At 71.8% G+C, this 24,082-nt stretch carries 24 protein-coding genes and 2 pseudogenes; 17 read left to right on the forward strand and 9 right to left on the reverse strand.

Annotated features, from left to right (window positions below):
- Both AC0666_RS09660 and AC0666_RS09665 read left to right on the forward strand, forming a co-directional pair.
- Positions 1–323: pseudogene (locus AC0666_RS09660) on the forward strand (amino acid permease); the annotation flags it as partial.
- Positions 324–651: 328 nt separating this feature from the next.
- Positions 652–1,557, forward strand: coding sequence for a LysR substrate-binding domain-containing protein (locus AC0666_RS09665; protein ID WP_478707370.1), 906 nt, complete (start codon positions 652–654; stop codon positions 1,555–1,557).
- 29 nt (positions 1,558–1,586) lie between these two features.
- Here AC0666_RS09665 and AC0666_RS09670 read toward each other — a convergent pair whose 3' ends face one another.
- Positions 1,587–2,156: a LysR family transcriptional regulator gene (locus AC0666_RS09670; protein WP_478707371.1), complete on the reverse strand. Its 570-nt coding sequence runs from the start codon at positions 2,154–2,156 to the stop codon at positions 1,587–1,589.
- A gap of 121 nt (positions 2,157–2,277) precedes the next feature.
- On the opposite strand from AC0666_RS09670, the gene AC0666_RS09675 reads away from it, so the two are divergent.
- Together AC0666_RS09675 and AC0666_RS09680 are read left to right on the forward strand one after the other, a co-directional pair.
- Positions 2,278–2,709, forward strand: coding sequence for a GNAT family N-acetyltransferase (locus AC0666_RS09675; RefSeq protein ID WP_468973236.1), 432 nt, complete (start codon positions 2,278–2,280; stop codon positions 2,707–2,709).
- A gap of 168 nt (positions 2,710–2,877) precedes the next feature.
- Positions 2,878–3,141, forward strand: a pseudogene (locus AC0666_RS09680) (2'-5' RNA ligase family protein); the annotation flags it as partial.
- A gap of 89 nt (positions 3,142–3,230) precedes the next feature.
- Here the strand turns inward: AC0666_RS09680 and AC0666_RS09685 are convergent.
- Positions 3,231–3,647: an arsenate reductase ArsC gene (locus AC0666_RS09685; protein ID WP_478707372.1), complete on the reverse strand. Its 417-nt coding sequence runs from the start codon at positions 3,645–3,647 to the stop codon at positions 3,231–3,233.
- A 102-nt stretch (positions 3,648–3,749) separates the two neighbouring features.
- Between AC0666_RS09685 and AC0666_RS09690 the strand changes: the two genes are divergently transcribed.
- Both AC0666_RS09690 and AC0666_RS09695 read left to right on the forward strand, forming a co-directional pair.
- Positions 3,750–4,064, forward strand: coding sequence for an ArsR/SmtB family transcription factor (locus tag AC0666_RS09690; protein WP_468973230.1), 315 nt, complete (start codon positions 3,750–3,752; stop codon positions 4,062–4,064).
- 37 nt (positions 4,065–4,101) lie between these two features.
- Complete coding sequence (locus AC0666_RS09695; RefSeq protein WP_478707373.1) at positions 4,102–4,908, forward strand: aquaporin; 807 nt, start codon at positions 4,102–4,104, stop codon at positions 4,906–4,908.
- A 78-nt stretch (positions 4,909–4,986) separates the two neighbouring features.
- Here the strand turns inward: AC0666_RS09695 and AC0666_RS09700 are convergent, their stop codons facing one another.
- Positions 4,987–5,484, reverse strand: coding sequence for an N-acetyltransferase family protein (locus tag AC0666_RS09700; protein WP_478707374.1), 498 nt, complete (start codon positions 5,482–5,484; stop codon positions 4,987–4,989).
- The gene (locus AC0666_RS09705) at positions 5,481–5,852 is read right to left on the reverse strand and encodes an ArsR/SmtB family transcription factor (protein ID WP_468973223.1); all 372 of its coding nucleotides are present in this window, start codon (positions 5,850–5,852) and stop codon (positions 5,481–5,483) included. The genes AC0666_RS09700 and AC0666_RS09705 overlap by 4 nt, the downstream gene beginning before the upstream one ends.
- Positions 5,853–5,981: 129 nt before the next feature.
- On the opposite strand from AC0666_RS09705, the gene AC0666_RS09710 reads away from it, so the two are divergent.
- Both AC0666_RS09710 and AC0666_RS09715 read left to right on the forward strand, forming a co-directional pair.
- Positions 5,982–6,179 (forward strand): hypothetical protein, encoded by a 198-nt coding sequence (locus tag AC0666_RS09710; protein ID WP_478707375.1) that lies wholly within the window; start codon positions 5,982–5,984, stop codon positions 6,177–6,179.
- Between the two features lie 49 nt (positions 6,180–6,228).
- On the forward strand, positions 6,229–7,593 hold the full coding sequence (locus AC0666_RS09715) for an NAD(P)-binding domain-containing protein (RefSeq protein ID WP_468973219.1): 1,365 nt from the start codon (positions 6,229–6,231) through the stop codon (positions 7,591–7,593).
- 67 nt (positions 7,594–7,660) lie between these two features.
- Here AC0666_RS09715 and AC0666_RS09720 read toward each other — a convergent pair whose 3' ends face one another.
- Positions 7,661–7,828 (reverse strand): hypothetical protein, encoded by a 168-nt coding sequence (locus AC0666_RS09720; protein WP_468973216.1) that lies wholly within the window; start codon positions 7,826–7,828, stop codon positions 7,661–7,663.
- A 132-nt stretch (positions 7,829–7,960) separates the two neighbouring features.
- On the opposite strand from AC0666_RS09720, the gene AC0666_RS09725 reads away from it, so the two are divergent.
- Complete coding sequence (locus AC0666_RS09725) at positions 7,961–8,335, forward strand: VOC family protein (RefSeq protein ID WP_468973213.1); 375 nt, start codon at positions 7,961–7,963, stop codon at positions 8,333–8,335.
- Positions 8,336–8,383: 48 nt separating this feature from the next.
- Here the strand turns inward: AC0666_RS09725 and xdhC are convergent, their stop codons facing one another.
- The 3 genes from xdhC to AC0666_RS09740 are packed head-to-tail and all read right to left on the reverse strand — an operon-like array spanning position 8,384 to position 13,141.
- Positions 8,384–9,244 (reverse strand): xanthine dehydrogenase accessory protein XdhC, encoded by an 861-nt coding sequence (gene xdhC, locus AC0666_RS09730; protein WP_468973210.1) that lies wholly within the window; start codon positions 9,242–9,244, stop codon positions 8,384–8,386.
- Between the two features lies 1 nt (position 9,245).
- A complete protein-coding gene (gene xdhB / locus AC0666_RS09735; RefSeq protein ID WP_478707376.1) occupies positions 9,246–11,645 on the reverse strand; it encodes a xanthine dehydrogenase molybdopterin binding subunit in 2,400 nt (799 codons plus the stop codon).
- Positions 11,642–13,141: a xanthine dehydrogenase small subunit gene (locus AC0666_RS09740; protein WP_478707377.1), complete on the reverse strand. Its 1,500-nt coding sequence runs from the start codon at positions 13,139–13,141 to the stop codon at positions 11,642–11,644. Before AC0666_RS09740 ends, xdhB begins: the two co-directional genes overlap by 4 nt.
- Positions 13,142–13,768: 627 nt before the next feature.
- Here AC0666_RS09740 and AC0666_RS09745 point away from each other — a divergent pair.
- The 3 genes from AC0666_RS09745 (at position 13,769) to AC0666_RS09755 (ending at position 16,719) form a co-directional block, all read left to right on the forward strand.
- Positions 13,769–14,176: a YciI family protein gene (locus AC0666_RS09745; RefSeq protein WP_361723206.1), complete on the forward strand. Its 408-nt coding sequence runs from the start codon at positions 13,769–13,771 to the stop codon at positions 14,174–14,176.
- Between the two features lie 8 nt (positions 14,177–14,184).
- Positions 14,185–15,330 (forward strand): RNA polymerase sigma factor, encoded by a 1,146-nt coding sequence (locus AC0666_RS09750; protein WP_478707554.1) that lies wholly within the window; start codon positions 14,185–14,187, stop codon positions 15,328–15,330.
- 129 nt (positions 15,331–15,459) lie between these two features.
- Complete coding sequence (locus tag AC0666_RS09755) at positions 15,460–16,719, forward strand: molybdopterin molybdotransferase MoeA (protein ID WP_478707378.1); 1,260 nt, start codon at positions 15,460–15,462, stop codon at positions 16,717–16,719.
- 43 nt (positions 16,720–16,762) lie between these two features.
- Here the strand turns inward: AC0666_RS09755 and AC0666_RS09760 are convergent, their stop codons facing one another.
- On the reverse strand, positions 16,763–17,494 hold the full coding sequence (locus AC0666_RS09760; RefSeq protein WP_468973199.1) for a hypothetical protein: 732 nt from the start codon (positions 17,492–17,494) through the stop codon (positions 16,763–16,765).
- Positions 17,495–17,692: 198 nt separating this feature from the next.
- On the opposite strand from AC0666_RS09760, the gene AC0666_RS09765 reads away from it, so the two are divergent.
- From AC0666_RS09765 to AC0666_RS09785, 5 genes are all read left to right on the forward strand, one after another.
- Complete coding sequence (locus AC0666_RS09765; RefSeq protein ID WP_361723197.1) at positions 17,693–18,073, forward strand: nuclear transport factor 2 family protein; 381 nt, start codon at positions 17,693–17,695, stop codon at positions 18,071–18,073.
- Positions 18,074–18,170: 97 nt separating this feature from the next.
- Positions 18,171–19,247: a tRNA (adenosine(37)-N6)-threonylcarbamoyltransferase complex transferase subunit TsaD gene (tsaD, locus tag AC0666_RS09770; protein WP_478707379.1), complete on the forward strand. Its 1,077-nt coding sequence runs from the start codon at positions 18,171–18,173 to the stop codon at positions 19,245–19,247.
- Positions 19,248–19,533: 286 nt separating this feature from the next.
- Positions 19,534–21,984, forward strand: a complete 2,451-nt coding sequence (locus tag AC0666_RS09775) for a SpoIIE family protein phosphatase (RefSeq protein WP_478707380.1) — start codon at positions 19,534–19,536, stop codon at positions 21,982–21,984.
- 57 nt (positions 21,985–22,041) lie between these two features.
- Positions 22,042–22,593 (forward strand): LppU/SCO3897 family protein, encoded by a 552-nt coding sequence (locus tag AC0666_RS09780; RefSeq protein WP_468973190.1) that lies wholly within the window; start codon positions 22,042–22,044, stop codon positions 22,591–22,593.
- A gap of 441 nt (positions 22,594–23,034) precedes the next feature.
- Entirely contained in the window at positions 23,035–24,081 is a 1,047-nt protein-coding gene (locus AC0666_RS09785) for a tetratricopeptide repeat protein (RefSeq protein WP_478707381.1), read from the forward strand.
- The last annotated feature ends 1 nt before the right edge of the window (position 24,082 follow it).

Raw genomic sequence — 24,082 nt, forward strand, 5'->3', positions numbered from 1 at the left:
TCGTCCTGAACTTCGCGGCGATCGGCATCCTGGCCACGTGGGGCATGATCATGATCTGCCACCTGCTCTTCTGGCGGAAGACGCAGCAGGGCGAGTTGACGCGTCCTGGCTACCGGCTGCCCGGCTCGCCGTGGACCGAGATCGTGACCCTCGGCTTCCTGGCCTCCGTCCTGGTGCTGATGTATGCCGACGGCGGGGCCGCACGGACCACCGTGCTGTGTGTGCCACTGATCGTCGGGGCTCTCGTCGCGGGGTGGTTCGGCGTGCGCGGCCGGGTGGCCGGCATGCGCAGGGCAGCCGAGGACGCCCAAGCCAGGCCATGACCTCGACGGCGACCCACCGGGGCGGCCCGCCCAGGCATCAGTGGCGTGCACCTGCCTGATACGTGCCGCCAACCTGCCCAGGACGCATGCAACGTGACCTCGTAACGCTCTTCAATGGCCCGGTGGTCGCCTTACGATCCGACCGCGCCCCAGGGATTCCTGGCCACCGCACACCCCTCGATACGGCACCCAGCCCTAGAACCGGCGGCGCTGATCCTTGCAATCCGCCGCCGTCAGCCCGAGTCAACCGCGAGGCGTAGCGTGACATCACACTCTGCGCGTCCGGAACAAGCTCTCCAAGAGGAAGCCAGCTGTTTCAGGCGCTGTCATGTTCGATCTTCACCGGCTCAGACTTCTCAGGGAACTCAAGCACCGTGGCACGCTGGCCGCCGTTGCCGCTGCCTTGTCCTACAGTCCATCGACCATTTCCCAGCAGTTGTCGCTGCTGGAATCCGAGGTCGGCGTCCGGCTACTGGAACACGTCGGTCGGCGGGTACGCCTCACCCAACAGGCGGAGATCCTCGTTGCCCACACCGAGGCTGTCCTGGAGCGGTTGGAACGCGCAGAGACCGACATCGCGACATCCTTGACCGATTTGACCGGAACACTCCGCATCGCTTCCTTTCAGAGTGCGGCGCTGGCCCTGGTCCCCCCCGCGCTGACCTTGTTGCATGCCGCTCATCCGCTGCTGCGTGTCCATCTCACTCAGATGGAGCGGGAAAGGGCCATTTCTGCTCTGCTGGCGCGTGACTTCGATCTGATCATCGACGTGGAGTACCCCGGCATTCCCGGTCCACGGCCCGCGGAGGTGGAGCAGGAGGAGTTGTGTGAGGACACCCTGCATCTGGCTCATCCGACCATCGGGGGCGTGGCCGACCCCATGGAGGCGCTCCTCAGCCTGGCAGGACAGCCGTGGATCATGGAGCCCGAGGGAACCGTCGCTCGCCGCTGGTCTATGGCACTGTGCCGCGAAGCAGGCTTCGAACCGGACATCCGGTACGAGTCCACCGATCACTTCCTGCATCTGCGGCTCGCCGAACAGGGTCATGCGGCCGCGCTGCTTCCGGGTTTGGCATGGCGCGGCCGTCCCCCGACCGTCCCCATACAGCCACTGCCACGGGCTCATCACAGGCGCAGACTGCTCACTGCCGTGCGTCGCGGAGGCGGCCAGCACCCCACCATCAAAGCCACACGGCAGGCACTGCTCGGGGCTGCTGAGCAGTTGGTGCTGTGACCGCATGAGCCGCGGGGGCCCTGCTCTTGTCAGGCCAGACGTCTGAGCACGTCTTCGACCGCGTCGATGAGCGGATCGCCTTCCGTGCCTGTCCGCCTTATGAGACCCAGTTCGACGTCAGGGAGTTCTGGCAGGCCGCCGTACGCGGCGGTGCCGGGTTCCACGCAGGCGGGCAGTAGAGCCGCAGCGCCGAGGCCGGCCCGGACGGCGGCTTGCACGGCGGCCAGGCTGGTGCTTTCGAAAACATGCCCCGTCACCGTTCGCCTGGTTGCGGTGAGAGCCTGGGCAGACAGGGCCAGGATCCGCTCGGCATAGGGCAGCAATGCCTCGCCGGCCTTGGTCGGGCTCCCTACGGTGGCCGTGCGGTGCAGCAGTGGCTGCCCGACGGAGCGTTCGAGCTTCCGCAGCTGCTGGCTGAGGGCCGGCTGGCTGTACCCGAGCGCGGCTGCGGCGCGACTGATACTGCCGAGGCGGGCACAGCTGACGGACATCCGCAGCAACGACGTCTCTAGATCGCGAGGCGGTTGCGCCGAGAGTTCCCCCAGCCAGTGGCACTGGCACAGCAAACGTAAGCCGCATCTCGTCAGGGGAAGACCCATGCTCAGATTCCTAGCCGCCGAAGCCGATTCGACGTCCATAAGAGCAGGACAACACGGGCCGGACTCGGATGCCGGATTCCGCGCCCGGATGGTCAGTTGCACAGACTGGATCAATACACTCATGAACGCTGAACTTCCTACCGGATATGAGATATCCGCAGACCCCGCCCGCCTCGATCCTGCGCTGATCCACCAGTGGCTGTCACAGGACTCCTACTGGGCCGTTGGTCGATCCAGGGAAAAGCAGGACATGGCGATCGCCTGTTCCCTCAACTTCGGTGTCTACGACAGCGCCTCAGGCGCCCAGGTCGGTTATGCCCGTGTTGTCACTGACTCGGCCACCTTCGCCTGGTTGTGTGACGTCTACATCGCACGCGACGCACGTGGCAAGGGCCTGGGAACCGCTCTGGCCACTGCGATCCGGGACCATCTTTCTCCTTACGGCCTGCGTCGAATCCTGCTGGCCACGGCGGACGCGCACGCGGTCTACGCCAAGGTGGGCTTCGCATCACTGGAGAAACCGGAGAAGTGGATGACTCTAGGGGAGCAGTGAGCCCCCAAGCACCTCGGCGAAACGGGCCTCCAGCCGCGATACGGGGGGACGCGAGACCGGACCAAGGCAGGCGGTACGAGCTGCCGCAATACGGTGCGCGGGGAAGCCAAGCGCCTCGCCGTAGTTGCGGTTCGACGGATTCGGAAAGAAACGGTGCTGTTGGTCAAGGTGCCTGAAGCCGAGCCGCTCGTCGGCCAATGGCGCCAGCGGTTCGACTCCTCGGCCGGAGCCACGCTTCCGGCGCACGTGACGGTACTCTATCCATTTCTGGACCATGGCCGCATCGATGCCGACGTGCTCGGCGCGCTCGAGTTGGTCGTTGGTGCGCACTGCGCCTTCGACGTTCGGTTCGAAGGCCTCGGGCGGTTCCCCGATGTGCTCTTCCTGGTGCCGACGCCGGAGGGTCCGCTGCGGGCTCTTACTCAAGCCGTCTGCGAACGATGGCCGGAGGTCCCGCCCTATGGGGGCCGGTTCGTCGAGGTCGTCCCGCACCGACCGGGTGACCAGGAGTCACGAAGAGTTCATGCGTTCTCGGCGTCGATTTCGGCGATCAGGCCCTCGATGAGGGTCCTGATCTCGTCGCGGATGGGGCGGACGGCCTCGACGCCCTGGCCGGCGGGGTCTTCCAACGGCCAGTCGAGGTAAGTCTTGCCGGGGAAGTACGGGCAGGCGTCGCCGCAGCCCATGGTGATGATGTAGTCCGAGGCCTGGGCGGCCTCGGGGGTGAGGACCTTCGGCTTCTGGTCGGAGATGTCGATGCCGAGCTCGGCCATCGCGGCGACGGCCGCCGGGTTGACCTGGTCGCCGGGCAGAGAGCCGGCGGAGCGGACCTCGACGCGGTCGCCCGCGAGGTGCCGCAGGAAGCCGGCGGCCATCTGGGAGCGGCCCGCGTTGTGGATGCAGACGAACAGGACGGACGCGAGCGGGCGGGGAGGCATCGTTCTTCCTTCACGGCATGCAGGCTGCGGCAGGTCATCGGGTTGCGGCGGGGTTCAGCCCAGGCTGATATCAGCCATCGGTGATGTGACAGTATCAGGCGCATGATGACGTCGGTCGACACTGAACTGATGCGGGTTCTGGCCGACCCGCTCAGGCTCCGGATCGTGACCCTCCTCGCGCGGGAGACGCTGTGCACCACTCACCTCGTGGAGGAGACGGGTGCGAAGCAGACGAACCTGTCCAACCACATGAAGGTGCTGCGCGAGGCCGGGATCGTTGACACGGAGCCGTGCGGGAGGTTCACCTACTACCGCCTGCGCCCGGACGTCATCGAATTGCTCGCCGGTCAGTTCGCCGACCTCGCCCGGACCGCGCGTGCCGCCGCCGAAGCGAACCTCAAGCGGTCCTGCCCGTAACCCCGCTGTGCCCCACCTGCCCGAGGAGAACGCCGTCTTGACCGCCGCCGGACCCGTTGTGAGCGACGCCATGGCCGCCGGCCCGCCTCCGCAGCCCGCGCCCGGCGCGACCCCGCGCCGCAAACCCCTGGTCGCCCGCGCGGCCGCGGAACTCGTCGGGACCGCCGCCCTCGTGGCGATCGTGGTCGGCTCCGGCATCCAGGCGAGCGGGCTGACCGATGACGTCGCCTTGCAGCTGCTGGCCAACTCCACCGCCACCGTCTTCGGTCTCGGCGTCCTGATCGCTCTCCTCGGCCCGGTGTCCGGCGCCCACTTCAACCCGGCCGTGAGCCTGGCCGAGTGGTGGACGGCGCGCCGCGGCGGCGCCGGGCTGACCGCGCGCGAGCTGGCCGCGTACGTGCCCTCCCAGATCGCAGGTGCGATCGCGGGGGCGATCCTGGCGGATGCCATGTTCGGTGAGCCGCTGGTGAAGTGGTCCACGCACGACCGCTCGGCGGGGAACCTGCTCCTCGGCGAGGTGGTGGCGACCGCGGGTCTGGTCCTGCTGGTCTTCGGCCTCGCGCGTACGGACCGGCTGCGGTTCGCGCCGGTTGCGGTGGCCTCCTACATCGGTGCCGCGTACTGGTTCACCTCCTCCACCTCCTTCGCGAATCCTGCGGTCACCATCGGCCGTGCGTTCACCGACAGCTTCGCCGGGATCGCCCCGTCCTCGGTGGCCGGGTTCATCGGCATGCAGCTGGTCGGGGCGGTGGCCGGACTCGGTCTGGTCGCGTTGATCTTCATGGACGGGAAGGGCGGCAACGAGTCGTCCGCGGGATCCGGGACCTGCTCGGCTCAGTCGTGACGGGCGAGCTCGGCCGCTGAGCCGAGTCCGGACCTCCGGGACCGGATGGCGGCTCCACGCCTGAAGGTGCAGCGCGGCTCACATCACCACGGTGCTGCGGCGTTCCAGCAGGACCACGTCCCGCCACACGCCGTGATGTCGGCCGATCCGCTCGCGCGTGCCGATGACGCGGAAGCCCGCGCGCTGGTGGAGGGCGAGGCTGGCGGTGTTCTCGGGGAAGATCCCGGACTGGATGGTCCAGATCCCTGCGGCCTCGGTGGAGGCGATCAGGGTGTCCAGCAACGTGCGGGCGACGCCGCGGCCGCGGGCGTCGGGGTGGACGTAGACGGAGTGCTCGACCACTCCGGCGTACGCGCACCGGTCCGAGACCGCGCTCGCGGCCACCCACCCCAGCACGGCGTCGGCGTCGTCGAGGGCGACGTGGCGGTGCCGGGGCAGCCTGCCATGGTCAAAGACCTCCCAGACCGGGGCCCGGGTCTCGAAGGTGGCATTGCCTTCGTCGATCCCGGCCTGGTAGATCGCGAGGACCTGCTCGGCGTGCTCGGGCAGCAGCGCCTCGATCCGCACCCGGCTCACCCGGTCGCCTTGGCGGCGCCGGCCAGGAGCGTGCCCATTGCGGCGAGCACGGACGGCTCGACGCGGTAGTACACCCACGTGCCGCGCCGCTCGGAGGACAGCAGTCCCGCCTCCTTCAGCTTCTTGAGGTGGTGGGAGACGGTCGGCTGGGAGACGCCGACGTCGGAGATGTCGCACACGCACGCCTCGCCGCCTTCGTGGGAGGCGACGGCGGAGAACAGGCGCAGGCGGACGGGGTCGCCGAGGGCCTTGAACATCTTCGCTGCGACTTCGGCCTCGTCCGCGGACATGGGGCGCTCGTTCAGCGGAGGGCAGCACCGCACGACGGCCTCGGTCTCCAAGAGCGGCAGAACCTTCGCATTCGACATGCGCCTATGTTGACACATGTCGAATCAGATCGGTTAATTCGACAAGCTTCTATCTTGACGTCCATCGAAGCAGGTGTCATGCTGGCCACACAGGACATCGACAGTCATCTAAACAATGAGGGAGTCGTCATGCACGAACCGGTCATTCCCGCCCCCGAAACCGCGGCCTCCTGTTGCGCCCCGGTCACCGTGGAGCCCGCCGCTGAGACGGCTCCCGCAGGATCCTCGCCGTGCTGCGGCACCAGCGGGCGCGCCGAAGCGGCCGGAGCCTGCTGCGACCCGCAGGCCAAGCGCGAAGCCGTCGCCACCGGCGCCGACTGCTGCTGACGAAGCGAAGCTCCACCCACCCGCCTGCACGAAAGCCGGAGACATGCCCATGAGCAAGACCACCGTCGAACTTCCCGTCGTCGTGATCGGTGCCGGCCCCGTAGGACTGGCCGCGGCCGCCCACCTGACCGAGTACGGCATCGAGCCACTGATCCTGGAAGCCGGGCCGGCCGCCGGCGCCGCAGTGCGCGAGTGGTCGCACGTGCGCCTGTTCTCCACCTGGGGTGAAGTCGTCGACCCGGCCGCCGAGAAGCTCCTCGCGCCGACCGGCTGGACCAAGCCCGACAGCGCGACGTACCCCGCCGGCGGGGACTGGGCCGAGCTCTACCTCCAGCCCCTCGCCGACGCCCTCGGCGACCGCGTCCGCTACGGCGCCCGCGTCACCGGGGTCTCCCGTGCCGGCCGTGACCGGCTCGTCGACGCCGACCGTGAGCAGCAGCCCTTCGTCGTCCACATCGAGACCCATGGCGGCCGCGAGGAACGCCTCTTCGCCCGCGCCGTCGTCGACGCCTCCGGCACCTGGTCCACCCCCGGCCCCGCCGGCGCCAGCGGCCTCGCGGCGCTCGGGGAGAAGGCGGCCGCGGACCGGATCGCCTACCGCGTCCCCGACCTCACCGACCCCGCCGTCCGGGCCCGGTACGCGGGCAAGCGCACCGCCGTCATCGGCTCCGGCGCCTCCGCCTTCACCGCACTCGCCTCCCTCGCCGACCTCGCCAAGGCCGACGACGGCACCGGCACGCACACCACCTGGATCCTTCGCCGCGGGATCTCCGGCTCCACCTTCGGCGGCGGAGAAGCCGACCGGCTCCCCGCCCGCGGTGCCCTCGGCCTGGCGGCCAAGGCCGCCGTCGACGGTGGCTACGCCGACGCCGCCACCGGCTTCCGTACGGAAGCCATCGAGCGGGACGGGGAGGGCCGCCTGGTCCTGGTCGGTGAGGACGGCCGTCGTCTGCACGCGGTGGACGAGGTGATCGTGCTGACCGGCCTCCGCCCCGACCTGTCGTTCCTGGACGAACTCCGCCTCGGCCTCGACGAACGCCTCCAGGCCCCCCTCGCCCTGGCCCCGCTGATCGACCCCAACCAGCACTCCTGCGGCACCGTCCCTCCCCACGGCCGCAACGAGCTCTCTCACCCCGAGAAGGACCTCTACCTCGTCGGCGTGAAGTCCTACGGCCGCGCCCCGACCTTCCTGGCCATGACCGGCTACGAGCAGGTCCGCTCCATCGCCGCCCACCTCGCCGGCGACCGCCAAGCCGCCGAACGCGTCGAACTCACCCTCCCCGAAACCGGCGTCTGCGGCGGCGCCGGCCTCTTCGACCGGCCGGAGGCCGCCGAGCAGAACGCCGGCGGATGCTGCGCCGCGCCGGCCACCCTCACCATCGGCACCCTGACCGCGGCCCCCGGCGGCTGCTGACCTGCATGCCACACACCAGAGTGGGAGGCGAGCCGGTCACGACTCGTCGCGCGCTGCCGCTGAAACATCAGCCGTTCCACGCGCGCACCCCCACGGTTCGCCCGGCTTCCCGGACCAGCCCGGTCACCTGGTGGCCGGGGAGCAGATCGACGCCGGGGGTCTGCGCCGCACGGGACCTGATGAGCGGGTCGAGGGTGCTGCGCCGGATGTCGTACGCGTACGGCAGCGCGAGCATGACTGGTCGTCAAGGTGTGGATCCGCACCCGTCCGCGTGCCGTGTGCCCGCTCGATCTCGAAGCCGTCCGGACAACGCCCCTCCGGTACGCGGCCGGTGATCGGCTGCCGGGTCGTACGTACACTGGCGGGCATGGCATGCCGCATCAGTGAGTTGGTCATCGACTGCGCCGATCCCGACCGGCTCGCCGCGTTCTGGAGCGAGGTCCTCGGTTACGTCGAAATCGGCCGCGAGGACGACGGAAGCATCGCGATCGGGCCGCCCGACGGCGGCCCGCAGCCCGCCCTCGTCCTCAGTTCCGGCAGCGACCCACGGACCGGGAAGCTCCCACTGCACATCGACGTCAACGCCACCGACCGCGACCAGGACGCCGAGCTGGAGCGGCTGCTGGCTCTCGGCGCCAGGCCCGTCGACGTCGGCCAGACCGGTACCGAGAGCTGGCACGTCCTGGCCGACCCGGAAGGCAACGAGTTCTGCCTCCTGCGCGACCGGCTCCAGCCCCTCTGACCACGCGCGTCCGTTGGCGCGGTACGCGAAGGACCGCGTCCCGCGGGCCTAATCGCCAGCGGAGCGTACGGGAACGGCGGCGAGAGCGTTCGGCGCCGACCACGGGCGGTCCTGTTCGAAGGTGCGCAGCAGGTCCGCCGCGACGCTCACCGCGATCGTGGCGGGTTCCTTGCCGGTGATCCCGGTCAGGCCGATGGGGGTCTTGACCCGGTCGATGGTGGCGGCGTCGTGGCCGCCCTCGGTGGACAGGCGCTGCCGGAACCGCGCCCATTTCGCGGCCGAGCCGATCAATCCGATCGAGCCGAGACCGGCGGTGCGCAGGGCGGCGTCGCACAGCGCGGCGTCCTCCGCGTGGTCGTGGGTCATGATCAGGACGTGGGTGCCGGGCGGTAGCTCCGTGAGCACCTCCTCCGGAAGCAGTGGTGTGTGGTGCACGTGGATCCGTGCCACCGCATCCGCGAGCCCGCCGAGCCGTTCCTCGGCGAGTACGTCGGGGCGGGTGTCGATCAGGTGCAGATCGAGGTCGTGGCGGGCCAGGATGCGCGCCAGTTCCAGCCCGACGTGCCCGACGCCGAAGACGGCCACCGCGTGGACCACCGGCAGCGGTTCGAGCAGTACGCTGACGGCTCCGCCGCAGCACTGCACGCCGTGTCGGCTGGTGACCTTGTCGTTGAGGGCGAACTCCATCAGCTCCGCGTCCGCATCGGGCACGCCGATCAGCTCGCGGGCCCGATCGATCGCGACGGCCTCGATGTTGCCGCCGCCGATCGAGCCCCAGGTCTCGTTCTCGCCCACGACGAGTTTCGCGCCGGCCCGGCGGGGCGCGTGGCCGCGCACGGTCGCGACGGTCACGAGCACGCCGGGTTCCCGGCGTGCCCGCAACCGCGCGACCGCGGTCACCCAGGTCATGTCAGGCATTGCTGAAAGCGCTCGCGTCGGTGGGGATCCCGTTCCCGTTGCGGGCGTGGCCGTCCCGCTGCGCGCCGCCTCCGCGGGCCGCTTCGATCGCCCAGTACACCGCCTCCGGTGTCGCGGGGGAGGCGAGTTCCACGCTGACTCCGGCGGCCCCGAACGCCGCGGCCGCCTGCCGCAGTGCTTCCCGTACCGAGAACGCCAGCATCAGCGGGGGCTCGCCCACCGCCTTGGAGCCGTAGACCGCGCCCTCCTCGGTGGCGTTCTCCAGCAGCCTTACCTTGAACTCCTCGGGCATCTCCGAAAAGCTCGGCAGCTTGTAGGTGCTCGCGGCCTGGGTCAGCAGCCGGCCGCGGTTCGGTCCGTCACCGGTGTCCCAGCGCAGGTCCTCCAGCGTCAGCCAGCCGGCGCCCTGCACGAAACCGCCTTCCACCTGACCGATGTCGATCATCGGGGACAGGCTGTCGCCGACGTCGTGCACGATGTCCACCCGCCGGATGCGGTACGCGCCGGTGAAGCCGTCCACCTCCACCTCGGTCGCGGCGGCGCCGTAGGAGAAGTACTTGAACGGCGAGCCCTGGAACGTCTTCGCGTCCCAGTGCAGACCCTCGGTCCGGTAGAAACCAGCCGCCGACAGCTGGACCCGCTGGAAGTACGCGGTGCGCACCAGGTCGTCCCAGGCCAGCTCCTTGTCGCTGCCGAGGGCGCGCGCGACGCCTTCGACGATGCGCACGTCCGAGGCGTTCGTTCCCAGCTGGGTGCCGGCCACCTGAAGCAGCCGCTCGCGCAACTGCTCGCAGGCGTTCTTCACCGCCGCACCGTTGAGATCCGCGCCGGAACTGGCGGCGGTGGCCGAGGTGTTGGGCACCTTGTCGGTCCGCGTCGGGGCCAGCCGCACCTTGTGCAGCGGGATACCCAGGGTGGTGGCGGCCACCTGCAGCATCTTGGTCTGCAGGCCCTGCCCCATCTCGGTGCCGCCGTGGTTGATCAGGACCGAGCCGTCCTTGTAGATCAGCACCAGCGCGCCGGCCTGGTTGAAGGCGGTGAGGTTGAACGAGATTCCGAACTTGATGCCGGTGACCGCGAGCGCCCGCTTGGTGTGCGGGTGCGCGGCATTGAACGCCGCGATCTCGCGCCGGCGGTCGGCGATGCCGGCGTCCGCCTGGACCTGCTGCCAGACGGTGGAGATCCGTTCGGGGTGGGCGACCGGCTGCCCGTACGGCGTCGACTGGCCCTGCCGGTAGAAGTTGCGCTCCCGCAGCTCCATGGGATCCAGCCCGAGCAGCGGCGCGCACCGGCCCATGATGTCCTCGATCACCAGCATGCCCTGCGGTCCGCCGAAGCCGCGGAAGGCGGTGTTGGAGACCTTGTTGGTCTTGGCGATGCGACCGGCGATGCGCGCGTGGGGAATCCAGTAGGTGTTGTCGATGTGGCACAGTGCACGGGCCACCACCGGCTCCGACAGGTCCAGGCTCCAGCCGCCGTCCGCGGTCAAGGTGGCGTCCAGGGCCTGGATGCGGCCCTCGGCGTCAAAGCCGATCTTCCACTCGGCGTGGAACCCGTGGCGCTTGCCGGACATGGTCAGGTCCTGGGTCCGGTTGAGCCGCACCCGGACCGGTCGGCCGGTCAGCTTGGCGCCGAGCGCGGCGACGGCGGCGAACCCGTGCGGCTGCATCTCCTTGCCGCCGAAGCCGCCACCCATCCGCAGGCACTGCACGGTCACCTCGTGGCTGTGCAGGCCGAGCACGTGCGCGACGATTTCCTGCGTCTCCGAAGGATGCTGGGTGCTGCTCTGGACGAACACCTGACCGTTCTCGTCGATCAGGGCCAGCGCCGCGTGCGTTTCGAGGTAGAAGTGCTCCTGGTCGGAGAACTGGAACTCGCCGCTGAAGACGTGCGCGGAGTCGGCGAAACCGGCGTCGACGTCGCCGGTCAGCATCACGGGCCGGGCGCCGTGGAAGCTCTCGGCCGTGATCGCCTCCCGCAGGGTGATCAGGGAGGGCCGTTCGTCGAGTTCCACCTCGACGGCCGCGGCACCGAGCCGGGCCGCCTCCAGGGTCTCGGCGAGCACCCAGGCGACCGCGTGGCCGTGGAACATGACCTCGTCGGGGAACAGCGGTTCGTCGTGCTTCATGCCGGCATCGTTGACGCCGGGTACGTCGGCACCGGTCAGCACGCGGACCACGCCGGGTACGGCGAGCGCCGGCCCGGTGCGCAACGCGGTGATCCTGCCGTGGGCCTTCATGACCTGGACCGGGTGGGCGTGCAGCACGTCCTTGGTGCGGGAGACCAGGTCGTCGGTGTAGAGCGCGGTGCCGGTGACGTGCAGGGTGGCGCTCTCGTGCGGCATCGAAACGCCGACGACGGGCTTTTCGGGACGCTCGGACAAATGGCTCATGACGACACCGCCTCGGTGGTTCGTACGTACAACTTCAGCAGGCTCTGGCCGAGCATCGCAGCGCGGTAGTCGGCGCTGGCGCGGTGGTCGTCCATCGGCGTGCCCTGGGCCCGCAGCACCTGGGCCGCGGCCTCGACGGTCCGGGCTGCCCACGGCTTGCCCTCCAGGGCCGCCTCGGTGGCGAGGGCGCGGATCGGGGTGGCGGCCACGCCGCCCAGGCCGATGCGTGCCTTGCGGACGATCCCGTCCTCGATGTCGAGTGCGAAGGCGACCGCCACGCTGGAGATGTCGTCGAAGCGCCGTTTGGCGATCTTGTGGAAGGCCGCGACCGGCGACAGCGGCAGCGGGATGCGCACCGAGCGGATCAGCTCGCCGGGCCGGCGCACGCTCTGCCGGTAGCCGGTGAAGTAGTCCGCCAGCGGGACCTCGCGCTCGCCGTCGGGGTGGGCGAGCACCACCGACGCCTCCAGTGCGAGCAGCACCGGCGGGCTGTCGCCGATGGGGGAGCCGGTACCCAGGTTGCCGCCGAGGGTCGCGCTGTTGCGGATGAGCCGGGACGCGAACTGCGGGAACAGCTCTGCCAGCAGCGGGACGCTGCCGTCGAGGCGGCGTTCGATCTCGGTGAGGGTCTGCGCCGCCCCGATCTCGATGTGGTCGGATGCGACCCGCAGCTCCCTGAGTTCGGGCAGCCGGTCGACGGCGACGACGCAATCCGCCCTGTGGAAACGGATGTTCACCTCCACCCCCCAGTCGGTGCTTCCCGCGACCACCACCGCGTCCGGCTGCTCGCGCAACAGCTGCAGTGCTTCGGACAGGGTGCCCGGTCGCAGGAACGCGGCTCCGTCCTGGGTGTATGCGGTGGCGGCCGGGGCCGTAGGGGACTGCTCGCGACGCTGCGCCAGGGGGTCGTCCTCGGGGGGCGTACCGACGGCGAACGCGGCATCGCGGATCGGGCGGTAACCGGTGCAGCGGCACAGGTTTCCGCTCAGCGCGTGCAGATCGAAACCGTTCGGACCGTGCTCGGAGTCGGTGCCGTCGCCCGATCCCAGGTCCGAGCCCGATCCCGAGTCCGAGTCCGCTTCCGCGTGCGCGCAGCGCTCGGGCCGGTAGTACTCGGCGGCCATGCTGCAGATGAATCCCGGTGTGCAGTAACCGCATTGGGAGCCGCCGCGGACCGCCATCTCCTGCTGCACCGGGTGCAGCGTGGGAGCCGTACCGGGCTCGCCGGCGGTGGCGAGCCCCTCGGAGGTGATCAGCTCCTGACCGTCGAGTGCCGCGACGGGGACCAGGCAGGCGTTGACCGCCACCCAGTCGGTGGGCTTGTTCACCCCGGGACGGGCCACCAGGACCGAACAGGCGCCGCATTCCCCCTCGGCGCAGCCCTCCTTCGTTCCGGTGAGGCCGCGCTCGCGCAGGAAATCCAGCACCGTGGTGTGGGGTGCGGCCGGTGAAATCGGTGCTTCTTTCCCGTTGACCGTGATCCGCGCCGCTACCATGGCACGTCCTCGTTTCGGAGCGCGGTCGATCGGATGGTCCTAGTCGCCATTTTGAAAGCTTTCTGTTGCGGTGGCGCAGGTCGAGAGCCCGGCGCGTGAATCCGCACGCAACGACGTGCCGCAGCCGGCGAAAAGAGATCGGAAGGTGCCGGGGCCGCAGTCGGGCACGCCGGGAAAAAGGGGCTGCTCAGCAGCCGTGTGCTACACGGCCCGGAGCCCAGGCGGTCTCGTGGGCGAGGCGACGCACGTCGGAGATGATCGACATCCGACTTCGCCTCCTTCCATGAACCCACGAACCGGTGCGGCAGAAGCTATGTCGCCGTAGGTCCATCGGTCAAGCCGACGTGCGGCGGAGGTCCACCTCGTCTTTGCGGTCGACGTCGTCGCTCCGCCGGCCGCTGAGCCGTCTACGAGTCCGCACATTCGAACCGGACCGGCCGTATTGACCGGCATCCCCCACGGGGATGTGGCACTCAGGCACGCATATGCCAGACCGTTCTGTTCGGTGGGATCGCCGCGTCGCAAAAAAACTTCGGACGACGATGTCGAGAACCCCCGACCGGCTCCGTCCCCGGGGTGAACGCGACCACAATGGGTCGCGCCGCACCCGCACCGAGGAGAGACACCATGGCCAAGTACCTGCTGCTCAAGCACTACCGCGGCGCTCCGGCCCCGGCCAACGACGTGCCCATGGACCAGTGGACGCCGGAGGAGATCTCGGCCCACGTGCAGTACATGAACGATTTCGCGGCCCGCCTTGAGGGGACGGGCGAGTTCGTCGACGGTCAGGCGCTCGCCCCCGAAGGCGCATGGGTCCGCTACGACGGCGAGGGTCGCCCGCCGGTCACCGACGGCCCGTTCGCCGAGACCAAGGACCTCATCGCCGGCTGGATGGTGATCGACGTCGACAGCTACGAGCGCGCCGTCGAGCTGGCCGGGGAGCTGTCGGCCGCCCCCGGGGCGGGCGGGAAGCCGATTCACGAGTGGCTGGAGGTGCGCCCGTTCCTGGCCGCGCCGCCCACCATCACGGAGTGACCACCCCGATGGACGAAGCCCTGCTCCGGAGCCTCACGCCGAGCGTGCTCGCGATCCTCGTCCGCCGCGGAGCCGATTTCGCGGCGGCCGAGGACGCCGTACAGGACGCGCTGGTCGAGGCAATCCGCAGCTGGCCGGCCGACCCTCCTCGGGACCCCAAGGGGTGGCTGGTCACCGTGGCCTGGCGCAAGTTCCTCGACGCGACCCGGTCGGACGCCGCCCGCCGCCGGCGTGAGGACCGCGTCGACGAGGAGCCGGCGCCCGGCCCCGCACCCGCGGCGGACGACACGCTCCAGCTCTACTTCCTGTGCGCCCACCCGTCGCTGACGCCGTCGTCCGCGGTCGCGCTCACGCTGCGCGCCGTCGGCGGGCTGACCACCCGCCAGATCGCCCAGGCCTACCTGGTGCCCGAGGCGACCATGGCGCAGCGGATCAGCCGTGCCAAGCGCACCGTCTCCGGCGTGCGGTTCGACCGGCCCGGCGATGTCGCCACCGTGCTGCGCGTCCTCTACCTGGTCTTCAACGAGGGCTACTCCGGCGATGTCGACCTCGCCGCCGAGGCCATCCGGCTCACCCGGCAGCTCGCCGCCGCGATCGACCACCCCGAGGTGGCCGGGCTGCTCGCCCTCATGCTGCTCCACCACGCCCGGCGCGCCACCCGGACCGCGCCCGACGGCAGCCTGGTGCCGCTCGCCGAGCAGGACCGGGGCCGGTGGGACACCGGGGCGATCGCCGAGGGCGTCGAGATCCTCCAGGCGGCCCTCGCCCGCGACCGGCTGGGCGAGTTCCAGGCCCAGGCCGCCATCGCGGCACTCCACGCCGACGCGCCCACCGCCGAGGAGACCGACTGGGTGCAGATCGTCGAGTGGTACGACGAGCTCGTGCGCCTGACCGACAGCCCGGTCGTCCGGCTCAACCGCGCGGTGGCCGTAGGCGAGGCCGACGGCCCGCGCGCCGGACTGGCGGCGCTCGCGGCGCTGGACGCCGCACTGCCCCGCCACACCGCGGTGGCGGCGTACCTCCACGAGCGCGACGGCGACCTGGCGACGGCGGCACGGCTCTACGCCGAGGCGGCCCACAAGGCGCCCGACCTCGCCGAGCGCGACCACCTGACCCGGCAGGCCGCCCGGCTCAACGCCCGCCGGGGTCGCTGACAGGCCGCCCGCTCCGCGAAGAGCCTCACCTCCGCCTCACTTCCGCGGCCCGCGGACGGTGAGCGGATCGGAGCGCCGCGGCAACCCTCCCGGTGACGCCCGGAAACGCCGCGGGGCGAAGGTCGGACCATGCCTCCCGCGACCGCCACCGCCCCGTCCGGCCCCGCCACCGCCCCTGCCCCCGCCACCACCCCGGCCCCCGTCCTTGCATCCGACGCGCCGCCAGGGCATCACGCGGTGTCCTGGGCGCGGGCCCGGATGCTGGCGCACGGTGCGCCCGGGCCGGTGGCCCCCCGTACGGTGCCCCTGGCCGAGGCCGCGGGGCTCACGCTGGCCGCGGAGTTGCGCGCCCTGCATCCGCTCCCGTCATTCGACACGGCCGCCATGGACGGCTACGCGGTGGCAGGCCCCGGTCCCTGGCGCGTCCGCGGGGCCGTCCGCGCCGGTGCGGCCTGGTCGGGCGTGCTGGGCGCCGGGGACTGCGTGGAGATCTCCACCGGAGCCCAGGTCCCGGCCGGGGCGTGCGCCGTGCTGCCGCTGGAGTCTGCGTCGGGCGGCGGCGGTGACCGGGTGTCGGGCCCGGCGCTGCCGCCCGGTCGCCACATCCGCAGGACGGGCGAGGACTCACCGGCCGGTGGCTGCCTCGCGCCGGCGGGTACGAGGATCGGCCCGGCGCTGGTCGGGCTCGCCGCTTCCTGCGGCCACGACACGCTGGAGGTACGGCCGCGGCCCCGGGTCGGCGTACTGATCACGGGGGACGAGCTGGAGCACGCGGGCCGACCGGGCCCCGGACGGGTCCGCGATGCGCTCGGGCCGCTCCTGCCGGTGCTGGTCACCTCGCTGGGCGGCGAGAGCTGCCCGGTGCGGCACGTTCCCGATCGGCCGGCGGGGCTGCTGGCCGAGGCCGTCCAGGCGCTGCGGAGCGGCGATGTCGTGGTGGTCACGGGGTCCACGTCGGTCGGCGCCACGGACCAGCTGCGCCGCCTGCTGGACGAGGCCGGCGCCCGGATGGTCGTCGACACGGTCGCCTGCCGCCCCGGACATCCCATGCTGCTCACGGAACTGGACCCGGGCCGCTGGGTGGTGGGGCTGCCCGGGAACCCGTACGCCGCCCTGGTCGCCGCCCACACGCTGCTCGGCCCGCTGATCGCCGGCCTGTCGGGGCGTACGCTCGGTCCGCTTCCGCAGGTACCCGTCACGGGACCGGTCCGGCCCGCTCCCGGACTGACCCGGCTGGTGCCCGCCACCTGGGACGGGCCGGGAGCCAGGATCACCGACGGACACGGCGCGGCGTTCCTCCGAGGGGCCGCCGTGGCCGACGCGCTGGCCGCGATCCCGCCCGGCTGGGCCGACGGCGATCCGGTCCCGCTGCTCCTGACACCCGGCTGACCGGACCCGAGGCCGCACCGGCGGTTCGCGCCGGTCGCCGGGGTCAGGCGGCCGAGTCCCAGGCCCTCGTCATCCCCTCAAGCCAGGCAGGCGGCAGTTCGGCCGCGTCCCACTCCTCCCGCAGCGCGGACGGCTCCGTGACGAGGCGTTCCAAGACGGCGATGCTGGTGGGGGAGTGGAGGAGGGAGTAGCGGCCGTGGATCGCGATGGCGCTGCCGGGCCCGTACTCCGCGTACAGCCGTTCCAGGTGGACGCGGTGGGCCGAGGCGAACCGCGTCAGCCGGCCTGCGTACCCGGTGCGCTCCCGGGTGCTCATCGTGCCGAGGACGGCGGTGAGCACCTGCTCGGAGACCTCGGGATCGAGGTCGGAGACCGCGGCGAACGAGGGGTAGAGGGTCCCGACGGCCACCTTCGCCCGCTCCAGCTCCATCCTCCCGACCGGGCGACGGGCGTCCGCGGAGCCCTGTGACGGATCGGCGCCGACCGCGTCCCGCAATGCCCGCTCGGCGATGTCGGCGAGCTCGTCCCCGACGGCGTGCGCGCCGTCGAGCCAGCCGGACGCGTAGGGCTCGCCCTTCTCCCGCGGGGCGCTCTCCCCGATCCTGCTGATCTCGGTGTGCGCGACGGCGAGTGTGCCGGCCTGGACGAGTCCGATCAGCTCCTCCGCGTGTTCCGGGTGGACCCCCGCCCGGCCGAGGAGATGGACGAGTGTCGCCTTCGCATTGAGGACGCTGACCGCGTCCAGCTGCCGTAGCCCTTCCCCGGCGGGGTTCATGGGGTCCTCCTCGATCATTGGGGCGCCGGAGCGAGCCTACGCAGGAGGGACCCTGCGTTCAGCCCTTCGCAGGCGATTCCCGCTCGCCGACGGCCGCCCGCGCGGTCGCCGCGCGGCTCCCCGCCGGCCGGTCGGCCGGATGCGTCCGACCGGCGCGGTGCGCCGCGCCCGAGCCGGGTGTGAACCTACGGTGGCGCCATGACCGATCCCGAGAAGAACAAGGCCACGGTCAAGGCCTTCTACGACCTGATGTTCAACCGGTGCCGCCCGGCCGAGGCGATCGACGCGTACGCCGGGGACACCTACATCCAGCACAACCCGCACGTCGGCGACGGCAAGCAGGCGTTCATCGACTACTTCGAGCGCATGGCCGCCGAATACCCCGGAAAGCGCGTCGAGTTCAAGCGTGTCTTCGCCGAGGGCGACCACGTGATCCTGCACTGCCACCAGACCTGGCCCGAGGAGGAGTACGCGGGCATCGACATCTTCCGCCTCGACGAGGACGGGAAGATCGTCGAGCACTGGGACGTCCTGCAGGCCATCCCGCCCACCTCGGAGAACGACAACACCATGTTCTGACCCGCACGGCGGCGGCCTCGGGCAGGCCGGTCCGGAGGCGGTGCTTATTGCGAATATATTGCAGTTGCGTCTATCAGGTAATAGGAGGGGGCGCGCTGTGGGCGGACCGGTGGTGCTGGGGATCGAGTCCTCGTGCGACGAGACCGGGGTGGGGATCGTGCGGGACGGCAGGCTGCTCGGGCATGTGGTGGCGAGCAGCATGGACGAGCACGCCCGGTTCGGCGGCATCGTGCCCGAGATCGCCGCCCGCGCTCACCTCCAGTCCTTCAACCCGGTGGTCCGGCAGGCCCTCGACCAGGCCGGACTGCGGCTGAACCGGATCGATGCGGTCGCCGTCACCACCGGACCCGGCCTCTCGGGCGCACTCCAGGTGGGTCTGGCCGGCGCCAAGTCCCTCGCGTACGCGGCCGGCGTGCCGCTGTACGGCGTCCACCACCTGGCCGGGCACGTCGCCGCCGACACCCTCGAACACGGACCGCTGCCCTCACCCTGTGTGGTGCTGATCGTCTCCGGCGGCCACACCTCCCTGCTCCTCGTACGGCACCTCGTCCGCGAGCCGATCCTGCACCTGGGCGACACCCTGGACGACGCGGCGGGGGAGTGCTTCGACAAGGTGGCCCGGATCCTGGGCCTGCCCTACCCGGGGGGACCGGCCATCGACAAGGCGGCGCGGGACGGCGACCCGCGGGCGGTGGTCTTCCCGCGCCCGCTCACCCGCCCGGGCGACGACCCGTACGCCTTCTCCTTCTCCGGACTCAAGACGGCGGCGGCCCGCTGGGTCGAAGGCCACCGGCTTCGCGGGGAGGAGCTCTCCGTCGCCGACGGTGCGGCCGCCCTGCAGGAGGCCGTGGCGGACGTGCTGACCCGCAAGGCGCTCGCGGCGTGCCGCGCGTACGACGTGAACACGCTGGTCGTGGTCGTGGTCGGGGGAGTGGCGGCCAACTCGCGGGTGCGGGCCCTGGCGGAGAAGCGCTGTGCCTCCGCCGGGATCGAACTGCGCGTCCCGTCCCTGACGCTGTGCACCGACAATGGCGCGATGATCGCCGCCGTCGGCGACCTGCTGGTCCGCTCCGGCGCCGAACCGGCCCCGCTCGACGTGTCCGTCGACCCCTCGGCACCGCTGGAGTACGCGGCTCTGACCCCCCGCGCCCGCCAGGCCGTCCGGGCCGCGTGAACCGCTCCCCGACGCGGAACCGGCCGGGGCGGCCGTCCGGGTGCGCGCGGCGGCCGTCCGGATGCGGCAGCGGCGCGGGGAGGGGCATCCTGGCTGTGTGACCGGGAGAGAGGCGTGACCCGGGCGCCGGACCACGGCGGAGGCGTTCCGTACGAGCCGGCCGTCCGCCGTGCCCGTGCCGAGGCGGGCGCGCGGCGCGGACCGCCCGCGCGCCGTACGGGGAACCGCCGACGGGCGTCGCCCTGCCGCCGGCCGCGCGCCGGCCTGCGCAGTGGGGGGAGGCCTCATGAGCGAGATCCCCGGCTTCGATGAACTGCAGGGCCCTCTCGACGTGTCCCGGGCGGCCATGGCGGTCCTCGACGGCGGGGGCCGGGTGGTGGGCTGGAGCCCGGCGGCCACGGAGCTGCTCGGGTATACGGCGGCGGAGGTGCTCGGCCGGGAATTCGCCGAGCTGGTGACCGATGTCGTGGCGCCCGAACTCCTGCCGGGCCTGCTGCACGTGCTGCGGCTGCGCCACCGCGACGGGCACAGGGCGCCGGCTGCGGTGGCGGTCCTCGCCCTGTCGCCCGGCGGCGAGCCCAGCGGGGAGGGGCCCGGCGGCGAGGGGCCCGGCGGCGAGGGGCCCGGCGGCGAGGGGCCCGGCGGCGCCGAGGCGCGGCCCGCCCGGCTGCTCGCCATGGCGGACGCCGGCGCGACCGGGCAGTGGAACGCCCTGCAGTCGATGCTGCGCGGGCTGGCCACGCAGTCGCCCGTCGGCCTGGCCATCTACGACACCCGGCTGCGCGTGGTGTGGACGAACGCCGCTCTCTACAAGGAGATGGGGCCCGCCGAGTACGCGGGAGTCGGCCCGGACGACATGGTCACGCACGGGGTCGTCGTCTCTCCCGGCATGCCCGGCACGCTGGAGGAGGTCATGGGCGAGGTGCTCGCCACCGGCGAGCCCGTGATCGAACTGCACTACCGGGGCCGTCCGCCCTCCGCCCCCGACCGCGACCACGTCTGGTCGTGCTCGTACTACCGGCTGGAGGACCCGGCCGGAACACCGCTGGGCGTATGCGAGGAGACGGTCGACATCACCGCGCGCTATCTCGCCCAGCAGCGCCTTGAGCTGCTGGTCCGGGCCGCCAGGAGCGTGGGCACGACACTCGACATGCACCACACGGCCCGGGAGTTCGCCGCCGTGACGACCCCGGCCTTCGCCGATGCGGTCACGGTGGACCTGCTGGAGACGGTGCTCCACGCCGACCGGCCGCGCAGCGTTACCCTGCCCGACACGCGGATGGTGCGGGTATGGCCTCCCGGGGAGCGTCCCGGCGGACGATCCGGCCCCGGCCCCGGCCCCGGCCTCGCCGATGTTCGGCCCCCGGCCACCGGCCGCCCGGAACGCGAACCGGACCGGCTGACCGTACCGCTCCGCAGCGAAGGGACCGATCTGGGCGCGGTGTCCTTCATCTGGGAGCACCGCACCAACCCCTTCGACGACGGCGAACTGGCCGTCGCCGACGAACTCGTGGCGCGGCTCGCGGTGTGCGTCGACAACGCCCGCCGCTACGCCCGCGAGCACGCCGCCGCCCTACTGCTGCAGCGCAGCCTGCTGCCCAGGCTGCTGCCCCGGCTGTCCGCCGTGGAGCTCGCGTACCGCTACCTGCCTGCCGACAGCCGGGCGGGGGTGGGCGGCGACTGGTTCGACGTCATCGCCCTGTCCGGGACCCGGGTGGGACTGGTCGTCGGGGACGTGGTCGGGCACGGCCTGGGCGCCGCCGCCACCATGGGCCGTCTGCGGACCAGCGTGCGCGTGCTGGCCCGGATGGACCTCGCCCCCGACGAGGTCCTCGCCCGGCTCGACGACCTCGTCACCCAGGGCGCCGACGAGCGGGCCGCGGCGCGCATCGAGGGCGAGGAAGTGCCCGAAGACGAGGCCCTCGGGGTCACCTGCCTCTACGCCGCGTACGACCCCGTGGCCGGGACGTGCACGATGGCGCGGGCCGGGCATCCGCTGCCCGCCGTGGTGGACCCGGACGACGGCACGGTGACCTTCCCCGAACTGCCGCCGGGACCGCCGCTGGGGCTGGGCGGCATGCCCTTCGAGTCCGTGGAGGTGACCCTCCCCCCGGGCAGCCTGCTGGCCCTCTTCACCGACGGCCTGGTGCGGAGCCGCGGCCGCGACCTCGACGAGCAACTCGACGTGCTGAGCGCCGTCCTGAGCCAGTCGGGCCGGCCCCTGGACGACCTGTGCGACGAAGCCGTCGGCGCCCTGCTGCCGCGCCCGGCCGACGACGACGCGGCCCTGCTGCTGGTCCGTACCCGGATCCTCGGCCGGCAGCAGGTGGCGGTGTGGGAGCTGGACGCCGACCCCCAGGCCGTCGGCCGGGCGCGGGCCGCGGCCTCCGCCCAGCTCCGCGCGTGGGGGCTCGACGACCTGGTGTTCACCACGGAGCTCGTGGTGAGCGAACTGGTCACCAACGCCATCCGCTATGCCGCGGACGGCCCCGTCCAACTGCGCCTGATCCGCGACCAGACGCTGATCTGCGAGGTCTCCGACAGCGGCCACACCTCACCGCACCTGCGGCACGCGGCCAACGACGACGAGGGCGGCCGGGGCCTGTTCATCGTGGCGCAGACGACGCAGCACTGGGGGACCCGGTACACGTCCACGGGCAAGATCATCTGGGCTGAGCAGGCCATGCCCACGGTGAAGCGGCCGACGACCGAGGGCCGCGCGGGCCGGCCGGATTGAGGGGATGGTGATCGATTGCTATAGCGTGCGCACGTCAAAAAGACGTACGCACGCCTCATGGGGGACTCCCGTATGACCTATCCGCCGCAGCCAGGCCCCGCCGCCCCGTACGGTCAGCCCGCCCCGTACGCCCAGCAGCCGCCGCAGGGGTACCCGCCCCAGCCCGGCTTCCCGCAGCAGCAGGCCCAGCCCCCCTACGGCGCCGCACCGCAGCAGATGTACCCGCCCCAGCAGCAGTGGGCTGCGCCGCCGCCGGCGCCGCCGGCCCGCAGCGGGGGCATGGGCTTCCTGAAGATCCTGAAGATCATCGGCGTCGTCATCGCCCTGATCGTCGTCGCCGTGGGCTACTTCCTGAGCCGGGACGACGCCGACCAGGCGAAGGTCGGGGACTGCCTGAAGAACAACGGGTCCACGGTCAGCCCCGACCTGCAGGTGGTCAAGTGCGGGACCACCGGGGCCGCCTACAAGGTGGTCGAGGTGATACCCGGCACCCTGGACTCCGCCCGGTGCGAAGGCAAGTCGGACATCGGCTACCACGAGCAGACCAGCGGGTCCCGGCGCCGGTCGGGCAAGCAGTTCGTGCTCTGTCTCAACGAGATCAAGAAGTAGGCGAACGGGGCCGACGGGGCGGCGGGATCGAAGCCGCCACCGTCCGGCCCGCCGTGCCGCGTCGTGCCTGGTGTTGTTCCGGAGGGGCGGCGGCCCCGCGCCGTACGGTGGGGGCGTGACGGAACGTGCGGCTGGTAGCGGCCCGGCTGAAGGAACGGCTCTACGCGACGATCACCATGATCTCCGTCGTCCTCGGACTCGTCGGCAGCGGTCACGTGGACGTGCCGGGCGCGGTGGCGACGGTCGGGACAGCCACCGTGGGCCTGTGGCTGGCCGCCCTGGTGGCCGACCAGCAGGCCCATCGAGTGGCGCACGGCGCCCTCGCGTCGGGGCGGGAACTGCGGGAGATGCATCCAGCGCGCCACCAGGGAGGCGTCGCGCCGCGAACCGGCGGCGGCCGAGACCTGGCGCGGCCGGGTACGGGCTGTCGCCGATGCCCTCGTGACCCTGGGGAACGAGCGGTTCGAGGCAGGCCTGCAGGAGTCGCTGCGGCTCAACGCCCGCGCCCTGGCCGGTCACGGAGGCGCGGCCCTGTGGGACCCGGACGGGCACACCCTTCTGTTCGGCCTGGGGGAGAGCCTCGGCCGCCACGGGGACGTCCACGGCGCGGCCGCCTACTTCAAGGAACTCGCCGCCACGGCAGCGGAGCATCTGGGCGCCGACCACCTCGACACCCTTCTCGCCCGCGGGCACTACGCGACCTGGCTCGCCGCGTCGGGACATCCGGCGCTCGCGGCGCAGGAACGGCGACAGGTGATCGCCGACCGTACCCGCGCCTGGGGGGAGGACGTCCCCGAGAACCTCAACGACCGGGCCAACCTCGCCACGCACCTCGGCGAGGCCGGCGATACGGCGGCGGCCGTCCGCGGGTTCGAGGACCTCGTCGAGCGCCGCACCCGGATCCACGGCGCCGACCACCCCCACACCCTGGTCTCCCGGGGGAACCTCGCGCGGTGGCGCGGTGAGGACGGGGACATCCCCGCCGCGATCAGTGAGCTGACCGAGCTGGAGCCCCTGTATGAGCAGGCCTTCGGAGTGAACGGCGCCCAGACGCTCAACGCCCGCAGCTGCCTCGCCAGTTGGCGCGGGGAGCTCAATCCCGCGGCGGGCCTCGCCGAGCTCCGGCGGCTGCTGCCGGTCAAGGTCCGCGTCTACGGCGCCGCCGACTCCCGGACCCTCGCCACGCGGCGCAACATCGCCACCCTGCTGGGCCACAGCGGGCACATCGCCCACGCCGTCGCGGAGTTCACCGTACTGATCGCCGACTACGAACGGTTCCTCGACGCCGATCATCCGGGGGCCCTGTCCGCGCGCAGGGACCTCGTCCACTGGCTGATCGCAGCCCGCGACCTTCCCCGCGCCCTGTCGCTCCTGCGGGATCTGCTCGCTGACCAGGCCCGGGTGCTGGGCCCCGGTCACCGGGCCACGACCGAAACCCGTCAGTCTCTGGAGGAGTCCGAGAGCCTGCTGCGCCGCTACCGGCTCTGAC

Source organism: Streptomyces sp. NPDC043680 (genome assembly GCF_056436685.1).

Bases quoted from the DNA above. Each gene is read 5' to 3' on its own strand.
- AC0666_RS09665 (WP_478707370.1), top strand. From the start codon at position 652: ATGTTCGATCTTCACCGGCTCAGACTTCTCAGGGAACTCAAGCACCGT.
- AC0666_RS09670 (WP_478707371.1), bottom strand. From the start codon at position 2,156: ATGGGTCTTCCCCTGACGAGATGCGGCTTACGTTTGCTGTGCCAGTGC.
- AC0666_RS09675 (WP_468973236.1), top strand. From the start codon at position 2,278: ATGAACGCTGAACTTCCTACCGGATATGAGATATCCGCAGACCCCGCC.
- AC0666_RS09685 (WP_478707372.1), bottom strand. From the start codon at position 3,647: ATGCCTCCCCGCCCGCTCGCGTCCGTCCTGTTCGTCTGCATCCACAAC.
- AC0666_RS09690 (WP_468973230.1), top strand. From the start codon at position 3,750: ATGATGACGTCGGTCGACACTGAACTGATGCGGGTTCTGGCCGACCCG.
- AC0666_RS09705 (WP_468973223.1), bottom strand. From the start codon at position 5,852: ATGTCGAATGCGAAGGTTCTGCCGCTCTTGGAGACCGAGGCCGTCGTG.
- AC0666_RS09710 (WP_478707375.1), top strand. From the start codon at position 5,982: ATGCACGAACCGGTCATTCCCGCCCCCGAAACCGCGGCCTCCTGTTGC.
- AC0666_RS09715 (WP_468973219.1), top strand. From the start codon at position 6,229: ATGAGCAAGACCACCGTCGAACTTCCCGTCGTCGTGATCGGTGCCGGC.
- AC0666_RS09720 (WP_468973216.1), bottom strand. From the start codon at position 7,828: ATGCTCGCGCTGCCGTACGCGTACGACATCCGGCGCAGCACCCTCGAC.
- AC0666_RS09725 (WP_468973213.1), top strand. From the start codon at position 7,961: ATGGCATGCCGCATCAGTGAGTTGGTCATCGACTGCGCCGATCCCGAC.
- xdhC (WP_468973210.1), bottom strand. From the start codon at position 9,244: ATGACCTGGGTGACCGCGGTCGCGCGGTTGCGGGCACGCCGGGAACCC.
- xdhB (WP_478707376.1), bottom strand. From the start codon at position 11,645: ATGAGCCATTTGTCCGAGCGTCCCGAAAAGCCCGTCGTCGGCGTTTCG.
- AC0666_RS09740 (WP_478707377.1), bottom strand. From the start codon at position 13,141: ATGGTAGCGGCGCGGATCACGGTCAACGGGAAAGAAGCACCGATTTCA.
- AC0666_RS09745 (WP_361723206.1), top strand. From the start codon at position 13,769: ATGGCCAAGTACCTGCTGCTCAAGCACTACCGCGGCGCTCCGGCCCCG.
- AC0666_RS09750 (WP_478707554.1), top strand. From the start codon at position 14,185: ATGGACGAAGCCCTGCTCCGGAGCCTCACGCCGAGCGTGCTCGCGATC.
- AC0666_RS09755 (WP_478707378.1), top strand. From the start codon at position 15,460: ATGCCTCCCGCGACCGCCACCGCCCCGTCCGGCCCCGCCACCGCCCCT.
- AC0666_RS09760 (WP_468973199.1), bottom strand. From the start codon at position 17,494: ATGAACCCCGCCGGGGAAGGGCTACGGCAGCTGGACGCGGTCAGCGTC.
- AC0666_RS09765 (WP_361723197.1), top strand. From the start codon at position 17,693: ATGACCGATCCCGAGAAGAACAAGGCCACGGTCAAGGCCTTCTACGAC.
- AC0666_RS09775 (WP_478707380.1), top strand. From the start codon at position 19,534: ATGAGCGAGATCCCCGGCTTCGATGAACTGCAGGGCCCTCTCGACGTG.
- AC0666_RS09780 (WP_468973190.1), top strand. From the start codon at position 22,042: ATGGGGGACTCCCGTATGACCTATCCGCCGCAGCCAGGCCCCGCCGCC.